This is a genomic window from Candidatus Woesearchaeota archaeon B3_Woes, from assembly GCA_005222965.1.
GTDB lineage: Archaea > Nanobdellota > Nanobdellia > Woesearchaeales > B3-WOES > B3-WOES.
Genome location: NJBG01000001.1, coordinates 769,907 through 786,165, shown reverse-complemented (window position 1 = coordinate 786,165; position 16,259 = coordinate 769,907). Strand labels below are relative to the sequence as shown.

At 31.0% G+C, this 16,259-nt stretch carries 10 protein-coding genes; 5 read left to right on the top strand and 5 right to left on the bottom strand.

Translation table 11 applies throughout. The features are described 5' to 3' along the window. Positions 1-62: 62 nt before the first annotated feature. The 5 genes from CEE44_04190 (at position 63) to CEE44_04170 (ending at position 5,128) form a co-directional block, all read left to right on the top strand. Positions 63-2,513: a DNA polymerase gene (locus CEE44_04190; protein TKJ17704.1), complete on the top strand. Its 2,451-nt coding sequence runs from the start codon at positions 63-65 to the stop codon at positions 2,511-2,513. 129 nt (positions 2,514-2,642) lie between these two features. Further along, positions 2,643-3,191, top strand: a complete 549-nt coding sequence (locus CEE44_04185; protein TKJ17703.1) for a hypothetical protein — start codon at positions 2,643-2,645, stop codon at positions 3,189-3,191. Beyond that, positions 3,184-3,642, top strand: a complete 459-nt coding sequence (locus CEE44_04180) for a hypothetical protein (protein TKJ17702.1) — start codon at positions 3,184-3,186, stop codon at positions 3,640-3,642. The genes CEE44_04185 and CEE44_04180 overlap by 8 nt, the downstream gene beginning before the upstream one ends. Positions 3,643-4,035: 393 nt before the next feature. After that, positions 4,036-4,608, top strand: coding sequence for a hypothetical protein (locus tag CEE44_04175; GenBank protein ID TKJ17701.1), 573 nt, complete (start codon positions 4,036-4,038; stop codon positions 4,606-4,608). After that, positions 4,598-5,128, top strand: a complete 531-nt coding sequence (locus CEE44_04170; GenBank protein TKJ17700.1) for a hypothetical protein — start codon at positions 4,598-4,600, stop codon at positions 5,126-5,128. The genes CEE44_04175 and CEE44_04170 overlap by 11 nt, the downstream gene beginning before the upstream one ends. Here CEE44_04170 and CEE44_04165 read toward each other — a convergent pair whose 3' ends face one another. From CEE44_04165 to CEE44_04145, 5 genes are all read right to left on the bottom strand, one after another. Next, positions 5,129-5,713: a hypothetical protein gene (locus CEE44_04165; protein TKJ17699.1), complete on the bottom strand. Its 585-nt coding sequence runs from the start codon at positions 5,711-5,713 to the stop codon at positions 5,129-5,131. A 184-nt stretch (positions 5,714-5,897) separates the two neighbouring features. Beyond that, positions 5,898-8,504, bottom strand: a complete 2,607-nt coding sequence (locus CEE44_04160; GenBank protein ID TKJ17698.1) for a hypothetical protein — start codon at positions 8,502-8,504, stop codon at positions 5,898-5,900. After that, positions 8,504-12,400: a hypothetical protein gene (locus CEE44_04155; protein TKJ17697.1), complete on the bottom strand. Its 3,897-nt coding sequence runs from the start codon at positions 12,398-12,400 to the stop codon at positions 8,504-8,506. The genes CEE44_04160 and CEE44_04155 overlap by 1 nt, the downstream gene beginning before the upstream one ends. Further along, a complete protein-coding gene (locus CEE44_04150; protein ID TKJ17696.1) occupies positions 12,393-14,735 on the bottom strand; it encodes a hypothetical protein in 2,343 nt (780 codons plus the stop codon). The genes CEE44_04155 and CEE44_04150 overlap by 8 nt, the downstream gene beginning before the upstream one ends. Positions 14,736-15,064: 329 nt before the next feature. Further along, positions 15,065-16,240, bottom strand: a complete 1,176-nt coding sequence (locus CEE44_04145) for a hypothetical protein (protein TKJ17695.1) — start codon at positions 16,238-16,240, stop codon at positions 15,065-15,067. Positions 16,241-16,259: the final 19 nt, after the last annotated feature.

Genomic DNA, 16,259 nt, shown 5'->3' with positions numbered 1-16,259 from the left:
TATATAAATATTGTTATAAAATCATAGCAAAATTTATATATTCTCCTCTATAAGAAGTAAGTATGGCAGAGAAAATACCTTTTTTTGTTTTAGATGCAAAATATAAAGTAGTTAATGATAAATTAGAGGTTTATCTATTTGGAAGAACTACAGAAGGTAAGCCCCTTATTATATTAGATGATAGTTTTGAGCCTTATTTTTATGTTATTCCTAAGAAAGGTCAGAGTTTGAATAGTAAAATAGAGAAGCTTAGGATTGAACAAAAAGATGATGTTCATGAAGTTATAAGAACTGAGAATGTAAAAAAGAATTATTTAGGAAAAGATGTTGATGCTATAAAAGTATTTGTAAGATTTCCAAAAGATGTTCCGGTTATAAGGGATATTATCAAAGATTGGGAGATAATTGAATCAATAAATGAGTATGATATACATTTTATAAGGAGATATTTGATAGATAAAGGAATAACCCCTATGATGTTATATGAGATAGAAGGTGAGAGTGTTAATAGAAAAGCTAAAGTTCCTGTTTATAAGATTGAATCAATAAAACAGGTTGGTGATGAAACTTTAACTTCTCCTAGAATCTTGGCTTTTGATATTGAAACGTATAATCCTGATGGAAAATCTATAAATTTTGAAAAGAATCCTATAATAATGATTTCGTTTTATGGTAATCATTTTAGAAAGGTTATTACATGGAAGAGATTTAAGACAAAAGAAAAATATATAGAGTTTGTTGATAGTGAAGCAGATTTAATTCAAAAATTCAAGGAGATTTTAGAAACATATGTTCCTGATATAATTGCTGGTTATTTTTCAGATGGTTTTGATCTGCCTTATATACAGAAAAGAGCTGAGAAATATAAAATAAAACTGGATATTGGATTAGATTCTTCTGATTTGAATGTGTCTAAAAGAAAGGTTTCAAAAGCGAAAATATCAGGAATTGTTCATTTAGATGTTTTGAATGTTATTAAAAAGATGTTTAGTTTAAGTCTTAAAACTGATTATTATGATCTGAGTTCTGTTTCTGAGGAACTGATTGGAGAGAAAAAAACAGATGCTGATTTAGATGAGTTATCTTCTGTGTGGGATAATAAACCTGATGATCTTGAGAAGTATTGTGAATATAATTTACAAGATTCCAGGTTGGCGTATAAATTGGCTGAAAAGATAATGCCTAATATAATTGAGATGGTAAAAATTGTTGGTTTACCAATGTATGAAATAACTAGAATGGGTTTTTCACAATTAGTTGAGTGGTATTTGATAAAACAGGCTTTTAATTTTAAGGAAATTTGTCCTAACAAACCACATTATGGTGATATAAAAGATAGGATGTTGAACAGATACAAAGGTGCTTTTGTGTTTGAGCCAACTCCTGGTTTGTATAAGGATATTATTATTTTTGATTTTCGCAGTTTGTATCCAACAATAATCAGTTCTCATAATATATCTCCTGGAATGCTTAATTGCGGGTGTTGCAGGGAGAAGGCTGAAAAGGCTCCTCTTGAAAAGGATGAATATTGGTTTTGTACTCAAAAAAAAGGATTTTTACCAACTGTGATTGAGGATTTAATTAAGAGGAGGAGGAGAATAAAAGATATGATGAAGAGGAGTAAAAATGTTTTGCTTGATGCTCGTCAGACAAATCTTAAGGTTTTGGCAAATGCTTTTTATGGTTATTTTGGTTTTTTTAATGCTCGTTGGTATTCTTTGGAGTGTGCAAGATCAATAACTGCATGGGGAAGGTATTATATTCATAAGGTTATAGAATCTGCTGAAAAAGAGGGATTTAAAGTAATATATTCTGATACTGATTCTATATTTCTGAGTTTGGATGGGAAAAGCAAGACCGAGGCAAAGCAATTTGCAGAATCTATTAATCCAACTTTGCCTGGGATAATGGAATTAGAGTATGAGGGTTTTTATCCTGCTGCAATATTCGTATCTGCTAAGGCTGGTGCTTATGGTGCTAAGAAAAAGTATGCTTTGCTTGATTCTGATAATAATATCAAGATTACTGGTTTTGAGACAGTTCGTAGGAATTGGAGTTTAATTGCTAAAGAAACCCAGAAAAAGATTTTGAATATAGTTCTTAAAGAGAATAATCCTGATAAGGCTTTAAGATATGTTAAGACTGTTGTTCAGGATTTAAGGGAGCGTAAGATTGATCTTGATAAAGTTATTATTCGTACGCAACTAACAAAAGATATTGATAGTTATGCTGCTGTTGGACCTCATGTTGTGGTTGCTAAAAAGCTTAAGAGTAAAGGTCATGATATTGCTCCTGGTATGATAATAGAATTTGTTGTAACAGAAGGTAAAGGCAGCATAGGCGATAGAGCTAAGGTTCCTGAAGAGATTAAGGATAATAAGTATGATTCTGAGTATTATATAAATAACCAGGTTGTTCCTGCTGTAGATCGTATTTTAGAAGTTCTTGGTTATACAAAAGAAGATTTGCTTTCAAATAAGAAGCAGAGTAAGCTTGGTGCTTTTATGAAATAACTATTCTACTGTTGTGCCGCAATTAGGATAATAGATACGTCAAATTTAATTCTAAAAATAAGTTTAAATTCATTATTTTCCTTTAAAAAGAGAAAGATTTATAAATTAGTTCCCATTATAGAAACTATTATGGAGAGCAAAGAAGAAAATGTAATTGGATTATTTTTTAATAATCCTACAAAGGAATGGCGTTTTGAGGAAATACTTAAAGAAGCAAAAATTACTAGAAGTAAGGCTAATAAGTGGCTTAAACAATTTATTAAAGAAGAATTGATTAAAAGAATAAAAGAAAAAGGTAAAATGCCTTATTATATAAGCAATTATAAATCTTATTCATATAAAAATAAGAAAAAATTATTTGCATTAAATAAAATGTATGATAGCGGCTTTTTAAATCATTTAAGCTCTTTACCAAAGGCAAAAACAGTTATAATTTTTGGCAGTTTTGCGCGTTCTGACTGGTATAGAAACAGCGATATAGATATTTTTATTTATGGAGGATTAGAAGATTTAAAACTGGCAAAGTATGAAATGAAACTTCATAGAGATATACAAGTATTTGTCTGCCATAATCAAAAAGAATTAAATAAATTTGGAGAGGGTCTAATCAGAAATATTATTAAAGGTAATATTGTTAAAGGAGATATAGATTTTGTTGGAGTTGGTGCAAATGCCTGAATATTTAAATCAAAAAGAAGCATTTTTGAAATGTAAAAAAAATGGGATGTTTATTGTTACAGAAGAAGTTGACAAAGAGAAAATTAAAGCCACACTTATTATTGCAGAAAGTGATGTGGAATCTGCAAATATTCTCAAAAAAAATCTTTCTAAACAAAGTAATCAATGGAATAGTGTTTACAAATTATATTATGATGCATTACATGAATTGGTTGAGTCATTCTTAAGATTTGAAAAGATTAAAATCGATAACCACCAATGTTTATTTGCATATCTTTGTGGAAAACACCCTGAATTAGAGTTTAACTGGGATTTTTTTGAAAAAGTACGTACAAAAAGAAACGGGATTAATTATTATGGTACACCTGTGAGTTTTGATGACTGGAGAGAAGTTGAATTTCAATTTAATCTTTATATTAGAAAATTGAAGGAAGAAATCAAAAAAAGATAAAAAATCCAATAAGTTATTCAATTTTTGTTCACTCTACTGTTGTGCCGCAATTAACACATATGTGGTTGTCTTCTTTATCAAACTTTGTGTTTGTACCATACTTTAGAATAACGTTGCATTTAGGGCATCTTGGTTCTAGGAATTCAACTGAGTTAAAAATATTTAATGAAGTTTCCATTGTTTTAAGTTAAAAGATTAGATTGATTAGTGTGTGTTCCACCCTTAGAATGTTAATATGTTTGATATATATAAATATTTTTATTTTTGGTTATATGTGATTTCATAATATGTGTAATTTGATTTTGAATACATTATGCAATTATGGTAAAAGATTTTCATAAACTTCTCAAAACGAAAAGTTTATATATCATATATGGATAATATTATTCAAAAATGGATAACAAGCATCAAATCATTAACTATCTTGGAAAGAATTTAAGCAGAAGATATACAATGAATGAGTTAAGTAAGCTACTTAATATCCCATATGCCAGCTTTTATAGAACAGTACAAAAGATGAAAGATGTTCTAAATATTCAAATAGTTGGTAAATCTAAAACGTTAAAACTTAACATTAGGAATCCAATTGTAAAAGCATACCTTATTGTATCTTCAGATGAGGAGAAAAAAGAATTCCTTATGAGAGAACCAATTATCAGAAAAATTACAAATGAATTAGAAACCAAAGGTGTTGTTATTCTTTTTGGAAGTTATGCAGAAAGGAAGCAAACCCAGAAAAGTGATATTGATATTCTTGTTATAAGTAAAGATGGGGGGAAAACTTTATCTTTTTCTAAATATGAATTATTGTATAAGAAGAAAATAAATCCAATCTTTGTTACGAAGAAAGAATTTAAAAAGATGATAAAAGATAAAGAAGAAAATGTTGGAAAACAGGTTTTAAAGAATCATATCATTTTAAATAACCCAGAGGGATTTTGGGATTGTGTATTCAATGCAATTTGACAAAGAAGAATATAAACAAATATTTGAAGAATATGTAAAAGAAAAGAGAATAAAGAAATCTCAACAGTCTTTTAAGATTAAGTTATTTCTTGAAAAAGCAGAAAATAGTTTATTGATTGCAAAGCACACAAAAGAAATTCAACCTTCAAAAGATCAACCTAAAAAGCTTTTTTGGGATTATTGGGCTATTACGATTTCTTATTATTCAATGTTATATGCAGCAAAGGCAGCAATTCTATCAAAAGGATACGAAGTTTCTGACCATGGTGCTGCTCAAATAGCATTGGGCAATTTATTGGTTCCAGATGAGATTGAAAAAGAAGACTTAGAGATACTAAATCAATCTTACAAGATATTTGAAGATGAATATGTCCATTACTTTGAAGATGCTAAAACAGAAAGCCGGATTGCCAGATACTCTGCAATTAAAATGTATACTGAAAGAAGGCTAGATGAGATATTCAATAATGCAACTGATTTTGTAGCTAAAATTGGCTTAATATTACAAAAAGAAGAATAATTAGATTTTTATATCTTTTACTACATTGTAAAGATATATCCTAAACCAGGCTAGGTAGATTATTAGAATTAAAACTGTTATTATTGTTGATGTGTTTCCTGGCATAAAGTTGTATAACCAATATAATTGGGATATTACTAGGAATATAATAATTGCTATTAGATATGGTAAGATAAATAAATGGATTTTCTTTATTCCTATTTTAAATGCTTTTTTTATAGAACTTAATTTTGGATTTTTTGTGAAAGAAATATACAGTAAATTAGTGAAATGTAAAAGTAATATTGTTATAATAACTAAAAGATAAGCAATAATTTCTTTTTTTAGAACAAAAAATAAAAGAATTGCTGGAGTTATCCAAATCAAGAACCATAATAAATTTAGCAGTATGAATTTTTTAGAATAATTAAAATTAAATTTTTTATTTGCTATTCTAAACCATATCAATCCTTTAAAGATGCACATTGCAATAAATGTTACTAATGCCACTATTGCTATTCCTACAAAAATAGACCATAAAAAATTGCTTAGTTGTGATGAAATTTGAGATATTTCTGTTTGTTGTAGTTGCATCATTTCTTCCATGAGCGGCATATTTATTTTTAGAGATTTGTTTTGGATGTATTTAGTAAATATAATGAAAGAGAGGTAAATTATTGAGAGAAATATTAGATCGTATAAAACTATAAAGATTACTTTTGTGTCAAACTCTTTAAATGATTTAATTAATAAATTCCAGCTGTTTTTAAAGTAGTTGTGTTTTTTCATTTTAGATTTTTGGGTTTACCTTGGCTTCTTCTTGGTCAGAAGTAGTCCCTGTTCCAGTTGTAGAGGTAGTACCTTCTTCTCCTTCGCCTCCTAATCCAAAGAACCATGCAACATGCCTTCCAGGTCCATGAAGTTTAGGATTAAATTCCTGTTCTGCACCTAGTGTTATTTTATTACATAGGTAATCTCCTTCATTTATACCTATTAAACATGTTCTTCCTGTTCTGGGGATTATGGAATTAAATTTTATACATGCTTTTGTATATTCTTTTTTGCTTGGTATAATGCGCATATTAGATCCTTTGTAGGATACACTGCCCTCTCCTCTTTTTAAATCCCATGTATAAACAGATCCTGAATCTTCCATCATTAAAGGAATATAATTTCCATTATCTTTTAAGTATGTTTCAAAATTTAAATCACATCCAGTAACTCTTGAACCTGGATTGACTTCAAAGCTTATTTTATAATAATAAAATTGTTTTTGATTTGGATCTGTATAATTCATTATAGGTATTTTTTCGCCTTCAATATGCGCAGAAGCACCTGCCACTGATAGTGAAAATGCCCATCCATCTTCTAAACCATATCCATCATCTAAAACAGGACCCTTACATGCTTCAGCAGCCAAACCTTCTGTTCCACTTAGAAGATTAATAATCCTTTCATCATATTCTATTATATCAGATTCATCATATAACCATCTGAAAAAAGAATAACCTGATGTAATGTCTATTAAATTTTCGAGATCCCCTACTAATGATATCCAAAAACCGGCCCTTGTTCCTTGTTGGTTATTTGATTCTTCTATTGCTTTTTTAGCCATTTTATTTTCTTTACCTGTTTTTTTCCAAATACCCTTTTCATCTTCTTTAATTTCATTGCCCCATTTATTATAATGTTTTCCATTACTTTCAAAAACACCAGGGTCAGTTGGTGATTCTACTAGTTTTATTAGAACAGTTCCACGACTGTTAGTCATAGTTATTATTCTAGAATTATATTCTCCAGGAACCCATTTAGTAGTTATTCTGGTTCCATCTTCAGCATTATTTGCCATACTTATCATGTTATTATTGTGGTCATATCCTATTTCTGTTACCTCACCTTTTGGAGAAAGTTTAATCACTCCTGTTTCAGGATCTATAATTTTTGTTCCTCGAAAAACAATTCGTCTTCCATCGCTTGTATATCTGGTATAGGTTTTTGCAGATGATGAATATTTTAGTGTATATCCGTCTGTATTAGTATCTGCATTACCAGGGTATACTCTATAATGTTGTTTACCTATTGTCCATATACCATCCTTATAATCATTATTATTCAACTCTTGGACATTGTCATGGAGGAATGCGTTGATAAGACTATCCCATCCTGTATCAAGTTGTTCATCATCACCTTTCCATCTATTTGAAGTTAGTATATCTTCTGGGAGATTTATTATTGTTATTTTTCTTCCATCTTTCTTTATTTTGCCCTCTTGTGTTTGTATTATATCTATTTGACCATTCCTTGGGTCATTCTCAGGATACTGTACCATAGTATATTCATAAGGTAAATCTTTATTAAAAGTTTGAAGGTTAATTGTTGTTGCTCCCCCGTCCCCTTCTGCTACTTTATATGTCAGATATGTTTCACCGGTTTGTATTGTATTACCTGCATGTATTTCATTAAGTGGGAAATATCTCCTTTCATTATTAACCATCTGATAATACTGCCCTTTCTGCTTACCATCCTTTGTGAGATGAAGTTTTACAGGACTATCGCTTCCTATATTTAAATATAATGTTTCTGGTGCATCATTAATATTAGCATTATCTCCTATTATGTGTTCAAAGTTTAGTATTTTGGTTGGTGAGTTACTAGGTTGTTTATCTATATCACCATTGGGTGGTTGTTCTGGTGTTTGTGGAGGTTCATATGTAGAATCTTCAACTTTCCAAAGGTTAACAAGATCATTAGAAGGGGTTTCGCCAATATTATAACCAGTAGGGTTGTTTTCATCAACTCCAGAAAGTATAAATGTAGGGTAAGGGGAAAGTTCACCTTTTTTTCTATCTTCTCGCATTGAGTCGACATTATAACTTCTATGAGCTGCAGATGCACTCTTAGTATATTCACCATTATCATCAAGATATCCATTAATGTTTCCTTGACTATTTATAGATAATTGAAGTCCATCAGAATTATATACTTCTTTTATTGGTCCTTGAAAAGGGTAGATAAGGACACCAGGTATTGTGGATCTTCTAAAATCATATTTTTTTTCACTAGTCCATTTAGTTCCTTGATCCCATTCAGACATAGCTTTTAAGTCATTCTTTGGGGTGTTTTGATCAGGAAGCGACATATAATCACCCATTCCTTTTTGGAAATAATACCATCTGTCTTCGTATAGCCTAAAAGTAGTCATTATATTTTTATCGCCACTAAGACGATTATACTGTTTTGTATAATCTCCAGTAACCATCCCTGTAACTTTAACAATACTTCCTGTGATTTTGTCTTCTGTGTTGTATGAAAGGGCAGATGCAAATAGAGCTATTGTTAATACAACTATCATGATTCCTGTTTTTGTTGAAGGTTGTTCTTGTTTTCTTGTTTTCATTATTCTTCTTCTTGCTCTTCCTCTTTTAAAACCTCTTTACAAATACTATCTTCTACTGCTAGTTCGTCCCAGATTGGTTCACAATTAGGACCAACCCCGAAATCACATAAAAGATCATAGAGCCAATCTAACATTTCTAGGGCTATACATCCAGGACATAATCCTCCTGCACCAGGAGTTCTGCATACGCCTTTACAACCAAGACTGAAAACAACTCCTAGTGCTTCTAATGGATGTGATAAGGCTTTTTTTATGTTTTGCCCTACCTGACCTAGAATATTTGCAAATGGGAACAAATTAAATATTTCTCCATATACATATTTACACCATCCATAATCTCTCTCTTTTACGCATTTTTGTAAACTACTGGTGTCTTTTGATGATTCTAAACATCTTATATATTGGCAGTCAATAACCCTTGCTTTTTGGAGATTATGAGCTATTCCTGGAATACATATAAAAGCTATGCTTAAAATTAAGCTGTTTTCCATATTCCACATTCCAATTCTTCTTTTAGTATTTATGTTTTCAACTGTTGATGGTATACCTATCCATGATTTTGTTTGTAGTTTTGTTAAACTCTTTCCTACCTCGTTGATTATTCCTTCGCCACCAGCCCAGTTTGTGTTCCACATAGTGCAACCTGTAAGTGCACAAAATTTCTTTCCATATTTATCCCAAAAACCAGTTTCTGTATTTTTTATTGCCTCTCCTGTGTTTGCTGCGGCTTGTTGTGCCTCACAACTTGCTCTAGTTGGGTCTACAGCACAAGCTAGTGAGAGTTTGCCTGTTGCAACAGCTATCAAGGTTACTACCCTATGCCCTAATTGGAATGTTCTGCAAATAGATCTTGAAATGTCAATCACACTATTTATAGGATCTATATATTTTTGTTGAACTAACCATCCACTTTTAACTCTGTCTATCTCTTCTTGGATGTCTGATGACATTTCTCCAAGGGGATTGTTATAATAATCAATTGTTACTGTAATGTTCTCATATTCATAAGGGCTTATTTTGGTTTTATCAACTAGTGTTCTTATTTTTAATTGGCATGTTATGTCAATTGAGTTGTCTGGTGGAGAGGCTTGGTCTAATATATAGTTTAGATATATATTATAAGGGAGACCTGTTGATGAATCTGTATTGTGGTCAACAAGAACAGGTAAATTTCCAGCATCAGAGGATAAATAAGTTATAGTTGGTGTTCCAGCTGAGTCTGTTACAGTAGTTAAACAATTATCAACAAAAACATCTATAGGCCAAATAACATCACTGCTTCTTTTTTTATTTAAATCTACTGGGAATACCATAGAAGGTTGATACCTAGTTATTATTTGTTTGTCAATTGCGTTTGGTGAACCATCTCTAACTGAATTTTTCCAGTAATCAACTTCTTCTTCTATTTCTTCTAAAACTTCTATTTCATGACTGGAAACTTCAGTGTTTCCAGCAACATCTGTAAAAGTTAAAGATATATCATCTATTTTATATCCAGTAATGTCTATTTCATCAGTTGCCCATTTACAAATCCACTTGTCCGTTTCTCTACCTTGGTCATTTATTTGTCTTTCACAGTTATCTGCTAAATCCTCTGTTTCATCTGATATAAAGCTTGATAAATCTGCTGTTGCACTAAATAAAGAATTTGCTTCTGTTATATTGGCAACAATAGAAAGAGCATTTCCTATTTGTATTAAATCTCTAAATACTTCTTTTGATGCTTTAGCAGGGGTTATTTCTACATAATCTACAACAGGGGGTGTTGTATCTACTACTACTTCTAATTCAAATTTATCTTCTATGCTGTTTCCTATATTATCTGTTGTTTTTGTGCTAATAGATATATCATGGCTTCCTTCACTAGTAGATATTGTATCTGGAATTTCCCAGTAACAATAATCACCAGAACAATTATCAGCTTGTTTAAGACCCCTAAGACCCAGGCTGGATAGATCCAGATAAACTTTTGATTTAACTAAACCAATTCCAGAATCAGCTATTCTGCTTATGAATTTGTTTGAATCTTTTCCGACATAATAAACACCACCAAATATATTATCTGTTCTTAGATTTGTTGCAACAGGACCATCTATATCAACTTTAAAGTCTTTAGTGAAAGATGGTGTTGAAGGATTTAGTGAATTGTCTGTTGCATTAAATTTGAATTGAGCAGTTAGAGGATTGCCGCTTGTATCAAAGTCCATAATAACATCCCATTCACATTGATATTCATATTCAGGTAAACCATCTTCACCAACTTCCTGATAAAGGGTTTGTTGTTGAGATGGTCCAGATAATTGTATACAATCTCCTTCAATTGGTCTTGGATATGCAGGATTTATGCTTCTGAAATTTCCTTTAATTGTGTTTAATCCTGAACCTTTTTCAGTCACATCAACATATATTTTTGCTGGAACTTGTTCATCTCCTATCCAATCTGTTATTTCTGTTCCATAAGAATCAACAATCTCAAAATTACTAATTGAAGGAGGAATATTATCTGCTCTATAATTAGCTGAAGCTGTTTTTGATTCTATTTTTTCATTGCCTGCATAATCTTTAGCGATAATTTTTATTTCCTGGCTAAAGCTGGCTGTATCCATATTAAATATTACACTAGACCATGAACAAGTATATCTTTTTTCATTTCCTGCACATACTGGTGTTTTTCCTCTTATGACATCTATGTTTGACAAATCTGGTGATATAGATTTAATACCTGAAATATCCTCTGATACTTCAGCATTAAAACTCATTTTCATTTGTCCTGGCTTAAACCAATCTATTGTACTTCCATCTATTGTATCTATTGTTATATCACTCATAATGATTAAAGGGGGGGTTGAGTCTTGAATAAGAACGCCTTGTACAAGTATATCTCTTGAAGCTGTATTGCCTAAATCATCATCAGCATCTAGTTTAATTGTTCTTGTAAATGAAGGTTCGTTCATATTTATCTGGATGCTGCTCCAGCTGCATACAATATCACGACCCTGATATCCGCAATGAGGTGATGCTGATGTTAATTGTGAATAATCCAGCTCATAAGTAGATATTCCTGTTAAATCAGATATAGTTAAAACAACATTTGCCAGTACTGTTTGAGGTTGGAAATATTCTATAGGGGTTCCGTGCAAATCTGTTAATTCTACTGTTGCTTCTCCATCTGGTCCTGATTTATCTACATAGAATGATGTATTAGTAACACTGCTTTGGCCTAGTTTGTCATATGCTTTTAGGAAAACAACAACTTCTCCATCATTATAAGAAGAGGCACTTATAGTTGTGCTACCTGAATAGGTACAGGTTGATGAATTGGTTTCTATTGTTGCTGGACTATTTAGGTTGTTAAGATAAAATTCTATTTTATCAATACCAGAGCATTCTGTTATAGCATCTCTTGGATCTATTATATTATAAGTTAATGTAACATCTTCTCCTGTTGATGATTCTGGTGAGACCGATATAGTTGAGATAGGTGGTTTTGCATCACATTTTATTTTGATAGTTTTAGAATCAATTAGGTTTCCAGGAACTGATTCAAATTGTTCTATGCTGAATGTTGAAGAAGGGCATAGTTCTACTGCGCTATTTTGACCGTAAACAAGATTAACACTACATAATGAACTATCATTTCCAGTTCCACTACAACTATCAAAATTAGTTGCTAATCCTGAAGAGTGTGTTAATTTTATTTTATTTGATGTTGTATCTCCTGTAATTCCCGCTTCAATTGTTAGATCATACTGTTGTTTTATAAAATTATCAATACCATTTTCTCCATAGGCCCTTACATTATTTATATCAGCGTAAACACTACTTACATAGATTGGCAGAGTTATGATTAGACAAATCATGAACATTGCTATTGGTTGTAGTTGTTTATTATTCATTTTCGCTTGTTGTTGGTTTTAGTGGAACTTTATATTGTTTTGAGTATTCATCTATTTTACCTAATTCTTCCAGATCATATATATCTAATATATTATATGATGAATCAAAATCTGGAACACTCAATGTATAAAATATTAAATTGTCATTATCAAGCATTTCTTTTGTCAGAGTTATGTTGGCTGAAAATCCCCCTTCAACAAATGTGTCATTGAATGTGTAGGAAGGTATTGTAACGCATCCTTTTTCTGATAGTACAAGTGTAGAAACTACTGAAACTGCTGCTCCTATTCCTGCTCCAACTGGTGCTGCTATTCCTCCTGCTGGTGCTGTAGCTATTGCTCCTGTTACTGCGCCTGTTGCTGCGGCTGCTAGAAGATCGCTAACAGTTGCTTCATCACATTCTTCAACTTCTCTGAATAGTATTTCTTTTCTTCCTTTATAATCAGGAAGCCCATAAAACAAATGAATGTCTAATTTATAATTTCCAGGAACTAACCCAGGGTATAGTTTCATTGATGTTTTATTACCATAGAAAGTACCTGCAAGAACTAAATCTTCTTCAGTTGGATGATCTTTTATTTTTTCAAGACTTATAAAAGCATATTCATTGTCTAATAGTTTTTGAGGATTGTTGTCAAAAATCCAGTCTTTTTTACCTTGTTTTATCATTCTCTTTTTCACAATGACTATGTTATTGTTTCTATAGGGTTCCATTTTGATTTTTAGAGATTCTCCATTGCATAAAACATCTTCATTTTGGCATACTCCTCCTGTCTTATCACATCTAACTGCATAGGTTTTTGGATAGTGCCAATAATTTTGTTTTACTGCATTTAGTGAACAGGCGGTGCCTACACATTGAGGTAGTTGGGTTTTTAGTAGTGCTTTATTATTTTGAATTTCTGTAAATCCTTGATCACAACTTTCTGTTCCAGTAGAATAATAAATAGAAACATCGCTTAATGGTTTATTTGTTTTTCCATCTATTGTTTCTATTGTTATGTTAGAGCATCTTTGATTAATATTGCAGAATAGAGAACCAAAAGCAGGTGCATATTCTGTTAATCCTGATCCTTCACATTTTAAAGGATTATTGTCTCTTACATTTGCTTCGAAACCTATGTAAAAGTGGAGTCCTTCACCATTAAATGCTTCTGGACTATAAATATCAACTAAAACAGGGTAACTTAAGTCATAATAAAAGTTATATCTTTTTATGTTTATAAAACTGAAGAATGATGATGATGCTTGTTCTGGTCCTATAATTTGACCACTTACACCTCTTCCTGTTATGTCAAGGTATATAGGCCACCAATTAAAGTAGTTAAAAGTTACATCTAGGTTATTATAGCTATAGCCAGATGGGCTTATGATAGGCAGCGATGCTCTTTCATAAAATGTTCCTATCAAATCGTAATTATAGTTTCTTGTATTAAATATGCTTAAAAAAGGGGTATATAGTGGCAGCATATTATTTGTTATATCGTCTTTTACTTTTTGTTTTATCCAGTAAACTGGTTTTTTTGCTGGAGATAATTCAGAATCTGCTATAGGGGGCAATCTGTTTTTATTAAGCCCTAGTCCAAAACTAGCTAATTGTTCTATTGTCCACTTTTCTAGATATGTTAAATTTGTTTCAAGGGTTTTTATTGACTCTGCTAACTCATATATTTTTTTTAGTTCAAGTGGGATTATCTTAATAAATTCATTGATTTCAAATCTTGCAGTGCCTTTTTGAGCTTCTAATTTATATTTAGTATATACTAAAACATCGTTGTCTCTTATTGTAACTGTTGTTTTTGGTTTTCCTGTTGTTATTTCAAAACCTTGTGATTTGAATTCCTGGAAGTTGTTTAGACAGAAATCAAGAGCATCATCAATATAACCTTCTAATTGTTTTTCAATATTAGGGTCTCCTTGTTTTTTATGGAGTCTTGGTTGTTCAGAACCACAACTACACCCTTCTTCACATTCATTATCACTTTTAAAGTAATACCAATATGGAATAGTGCTTTGCGGATCTTCTGGATTAAATAAGAAGGAATTGCTTTCTGTTGGGTTAACTGCATTTGCTCTTAGTCCATATTTAGCAGGATCAATATATCCTCCATGGAAACCTATTTTTTTTATTCCTTCTTTTGCTGTTTTGGATATGCAAGATTCAACAAAATCATTAAGTGGCTGAAATTCTACAGGCATTTCTGCTAATTGTTTCATTATTTTTTCAGGGGGTGGTTGCTGCGTAGACCTAATAGAAATAAAAATTCCAGCCACTATTAAAATGACTATACCAATAATGATAAACATTGTTATTTGAGCTTTTTTGTTTTTCATTTTAATTCTGTAAGCTTTTTCTGAATAATTTCTAAGTCGTATAACTTCTGTTCCATTAGTTCTCTAGCTAGCATTGATTTTTTCTTGCCGAGTTTTTTAGCTAATTGTGAAAGAAGTTCGTCCATCTCTTTACTTACTGTAATTCTGATCTGTACACTCATTTTGACTATATTTGTACTTATTAATGTACAATTATATAAAGTTTTCTATTGTTTTTGTAGATTTTTGTACTTTATGTATGCTTTATTTATACTCTTTAATGTATAAATATTCAATAAATTGTGTTTTTTATATGTAAATGTCTTTATTTATGCTATTTTTAGCATAAATTATGATACTAGAATCCCCTCTGGTGTATCTCTTAGAGCTACACAAGCATCTTTTAGATATGAGTTGTCTATTTTGTCACAAATACTGTAATCTCCTTTATTTACAAAATTCATATAACAGGCATCTTTTCTTGTTTGTTTAATTATTTCTTCACATATTGTGTTATCGCTAGTTAGCTTTGCTACATTGCTATAGCATTTATCTTTTGTTCTTTCGCTTGTTATTCTTTTACAAATGACATCTGATTTTGTAACTTCTGCTATGTTAAAATAACATTCGTCTTTATGGCTGTCTATTTCAAATGTTGGGCAGTCATTTAGTGCCTGGTTTGGATCTGAACCAGCTAGTTGTTTTATTATATCCAGTTTTTCCCATATTGTTCTTCCAGAAAAATCTGATGGTTTTTTAGTTATTGTTGGTTGTTTGGGTTCTTGTTCAATTATTTTTGTACATGATTTTGTTGTTTCTGGTTTGTATAATGTTGTTTGGCAGTTGTTTAGATCATTACATGTTCTTGTTTGTTGTTCATTATTAGGGCATTCTTCTGGCTGCCATTGTGTACATTCCCAGTTTTCTATACATTTTGTTGTTTTTGGTTGTTCTCCTTTTTTAACAACATTAAATGTAAATGTAGAAAATGCTTTTTTATTGCTGTATGAAGCTATTGTTTTTAGAGTGTATCTTTTTGGAGTTAATTCGGGTGGTAATTGAATATAGCTTGTTTTTGAAGTTGATGTTTCAACTGCTATTGTTTCTTGGCTGTAGATGTCTGTGTTTACAATTTCGTGTTTTAGAATTACGTCGTATCTTTTGCTTTTTCCTAGATTGGATAATTCAATATTAAATTCAAGTTTGTCTCCTTGATTTAGATTATCTTTTAGCAGGCTTGTTCTTAGGTCTAGAAGTTGTGCTTGTTGAGTTGGTTTTGCTAGGTAGAAGTATATTCCTGATGCTATTAATAGTATGATTATACTTAGTGCTGCTATTGATAGGATTGTAGTTTTAGAAATATGATGGACAACATGCTTAACTTCTGGAGAATATATTGAATTAATTGCATCATTAACATTTTGAGGTTTATAGCCGTGTTTAGTTAGATAAGACTTTATGGTGTTTACATCGTAACCTGCTTTGATTTGTTTTTTTATGTAATTAATCAGTTGTTGATTAACCATATTTCACCTCTTTTTTTAT